Here is a 3,198-nt window from a genome sequence, read left to right as displayed (position 1 = left end):
TCCAAGTTGATCTGAGTCGGCAAGAGCGATCGCACCAGATGCGCTGTTCCGCAATCCTTAAGAAATTTGGCTGGGAGCGAGAGTTTCGATCGATATCCAGTAAACGAGTTCGAGTTTGGTGCAAAACTGAACCCGAACCCGTCTCCGTCCCCGTCTCCGTCGCCGTCGCCGAAAGTGAGCTTGATTCAATCCCTGTTGAGGCTGCTGATCGACCTCAAAATTTGAAAAGCCCCTTAAAAATGGAGGTTGATCACAAGGTTGATCACCCTGCTACACAAGCATTTGATCAACCTGATCAACCTGATCATCCTATTTCTGAAAAAATACTAAATTCAGATCCGATCTCCGATCCGACCTCCGCTCCGACATCGAATTCAAATTCCGCTCCGACCGTGGACTGGATATCTGCTTCCGCTTTTAGTAATTCCACGGCAGCCAAAGATTTTCCTAGTTTGGGTAACAAGGTCGATCAGGTTGATCACGTCGATCGATCCCTTACACAGCAAAGTGATCAACCTAGCGATCGACCTCAAAATTTGGAGCCCTTTTCAAAAAATGAGGTCGATCAGCAGCCTCAACAAAACGACGAAACAGGGGATCTGGTCGAATATATTCGGCTAGCGATCGAAGCCGGCGATCGGGAGACAGCTCTTGATATTCAGAGCATCCTCAAGGAAGTTTGCAGCAAAGGCGCAGCCGATCGCCAGAAAGTCTGGAACTCCCTTACCGCTGATGAAAAAGCTGCTTTTACCGCATTGCTTTCCCCAGACCCAACACCAGCTCCAACAACATCGGAATCGACAATGCCAATAGTAGAACCGATAGCGGAGACAACAGAGACAAAACAAGAGCCAACACTGGAACCAACACCGGAACCAACACCGGAACCAGCAGCTATCGCCGGGGCAATAGAAGAGGCAAATAAGAGTGAAGGAATAGATGAGGAGGATGCTGAAAAACTGAGAGAGATAGCAACTATTTGGTGGAATGAATACTACCCAGAACAATTGCCAAATCTACTGACTCAGATGTATGGATGGAAAGCGCCAGGGGCTAAATACCCGAGAGAGGTAATAGTCAATTGGCTGACTGGAGAAACTGCTGAAGTTCGCGATCGAATCAACCTATTAATTGCCGAAAAAAATCGAACTGAGGAAACAGAATCATGACAACTATTGACCTCACACTTGAGCAACTACTTCGATTAAGAATCTACGCTTGTCAGGCTCAATCACTTTCAGTAGAAGAAGCACGAGTCCTCTTAGTTGAAATGATGCGCCAAAACACGATCAAAGATAACACGATTCGCAACTTATTAGGAACTCAGACGAATGTTTTGTAGCACAAAGATAGCAGAACAACTGCTGAATGTTTGCGATCGAACTCTGTTGCGGTATCGGAAAGAAAACAAACTGGTAGAAGGGATTCACTGGGGTAAAAATCCTAGTGGCAAAATTCTTTATAATCAGCAATTGATTGAGCATTTGATAATGTGTGGAGGTGATGTAAACAATCGAGAGCATCAGAGATTTATTCAGAGGTTTGTGAACGATCGACCTGAGAATCAGCCTTTAAAACCAGGTCGGAAACGGGCATCAAATCTGGCAACTGTGGGGGATTAACCAACCCGGCATAATTCTCATAGAGAGTGCGGACATTGTGTCCGGTAAGAGATGCGATCGCCACCGGATTCATGCCAGCTTCCAGACCATGAGAAATTAGCGTGTGTCTGGTGTTGTAAGGTTTTCGGTAATCTATTCCAAGGGATGCTAGCGCTGGTTTCCAGTAGCGGTTGCAGAAATTCTTGGAGTCGATCGCAGAGCCGTTTGTGCTGGTAAAAATTAGATGGTCAAGCAGAAAATCAGTCGGTCGCCGATCAAGCAATAGCTGTTGCAGCCGTGGTGTTAGCGGCACTGTTCGCGCCTTGTTAGTTTTGGTTGATTTGCGAGATTCAGAGCCGTTGCTCAAACTTTCACCAATCCAGATGCGATCGCAGTTAGCGGAACAATGTCGCCAGATCAGAGCTGCTGCTTCCCCGGTGCGGAGGCCGACACCGAATTTGAATTCCACATAGTCAGCGTAGTGTTTCAGATTGGAGTCTGAGCGGAATTTCTGGACGATCGAACTGATTTCTGTGAGTGTGAACGGTTCTGGGCGCTGTTTGGGCGGAACCGAAACTTTGACATCAGCCCAAGGATTTTCGAGAACCAGCTTCTTTTTTAGCGCCCATTCCCAGCAAGCATTGATCAAAACGATCCGTTCGCGTACCGTAACGGCTTCAAGTTTCTGTGCCAAAAATTCCTTAAATTTCAGTCCCACACTTTCAGAAACAGAAATCGCTGTTTTGCTTTTGAAAAACTCAGAAACGTGTTTTTGTAGTGCGAGATATTTATTTAAGCCACCGATCGAGATGGTATGGCGCTTATATTCGACAAATTGGTCAAAAAGCTGAGAAACAGAAATGGATTCATATTTCTGAGGCTTGTACTTGCTCAGGGAGGGGTCAAAATTGTTGGTAGCCATATCCAGCTCAATTTGCTGAGCTTTCATGGAAGCAACTTTCTGATTAATGGTTGTGTCCGATAAACCCATGTATAACGAAAAGCGTTTACCCTGCCATGACCAGGCAAGTCGTAGACGCTCTTTGAAAACTTCAATATTTACTGAACCTTTTGGCATATCGTAAATTTATCGTAAATTTATCGTAAAAGATGTCTGGAGTTGTCTGCTGCTGTCGTCCTAATTGAGAATGTCCAATATAACAGTTTTGATGGATAAACGACAAAACCCGCTCTGTGAACGGGTTTCTAGGATGGAGAATAGCGGGCTCGAACCGCTGACCCCTACAATGCCATTGTAGTGCTCTACCAACTGAGCTAATTCCCCTTTCTTTTCGCGCTCTCAATCATGCCTTAACTGACCAATATTTGTCAAGCTTTTTGGGCAAATTAGTTTTGAACCCTGGATTGGCAAGGCTTCCGGCTTTCTTTTGCAAAAAATCTCCTCGCTTCTGGACAATGGTCAATCCCTACTATGATTTAGTATTGTAAAACTTCACTGACGGGGCGACAGGTCGCCTGAAAATCAGACAGGGAGACAACTCTAGACAAATAGCCTGAAAAAAGATAGGGTAAAAAAGCTTCTTACCTAAAAAACACTTAAATGATAGCAGAATCATATCATGCCCATTTGTCAAAA

General features: G+C 45.1%; 2 protein-coding genes, 1 tRNA gene and 1 pseudogene. 2 read left to right on the top strand and 2 right to left on the bottom strand.

All coding sequences use genetic code 11. The annotated features are described in order from the left end of the window. Together ACUVJL_RS26380 and ACUVJL_RS26375 are read left to right on the top strand one after the other, a co-directional pair. A pseudogene (locus ACUVJL_RS26380) lies at positions 1-1,169 on the top strand (hypothetical protein); the annotation flags it as partial. Then, positions 1,166-1,342, top strand: a complete 177-nt coding sequence (locus ACUVJL_RS26375; protein ID WP_445248544.1) for a hypothetical protein — start codon at positions 1,166-1,168, stop codon at positions 1,340-1,342. The pseudogene ACUVJL_RS26380 and the gene ACUVJL_RS26375, both read left to right, overlap by 4 nt. A 188-nt stretch (positions 1,343-1,530) precedes the next feature. On the opposite strand, the gene ACUVJL_RS26370 is transcribed toward ACUVJL_RS26375, so the two are convergent. Further along, a complete protein-coding gene (locus tag ACUVJL_RS26370; RefSeq protein ID WP_445248543.1) occupies positions 1,531-2,679 on the bottom strand; it encodes a tyrosine-type recombinase/integrase in 1,149 nt (382 codons plus the stop codon). Between the two features lie 134 nt (positions 2,680-2,813). Continuing rightward, positions 2,814-2,886: transfer RNA gene (locus tag ACUVJL_RS26365), tRNA-Ala, on the bottom strand. Positions 2,887-3,198: the final 312 nt, after the last annotated feature.

Origin of the sequence: Microcoleus sp. OTE_8_concoct_300, assembly GCF_031383065.1 — a bacterium.
Lineage (GTDB): Bacteria > Cyanobacteriota > Cyanobacteriia > Cyanobacteriales > Microcoleaceae > Microcoleus.
Note: the sequence above shows the minus strand (reverse complement) of the source record. Positions and strands in the feature narration are given on the sequence as shown.

Bases quoted from the DNA above. Each gene is read 5' to 3' on its own strand.
- ACUVJL_RS26375 (WP_445248544.1), top strand. From the start codon at position 1,166: ATGACAACTATTGACCTCACACTTGAGCAACTACTTCGATTAAGAATC.
- ACUVJL_RS26370 (WP_445248543.1), bottom strand. From the start codon at position 2,679: ATGCCAAAAGGTTCAGTAAATATTGAAGTTTTCAAAGAGCGTCTACGA.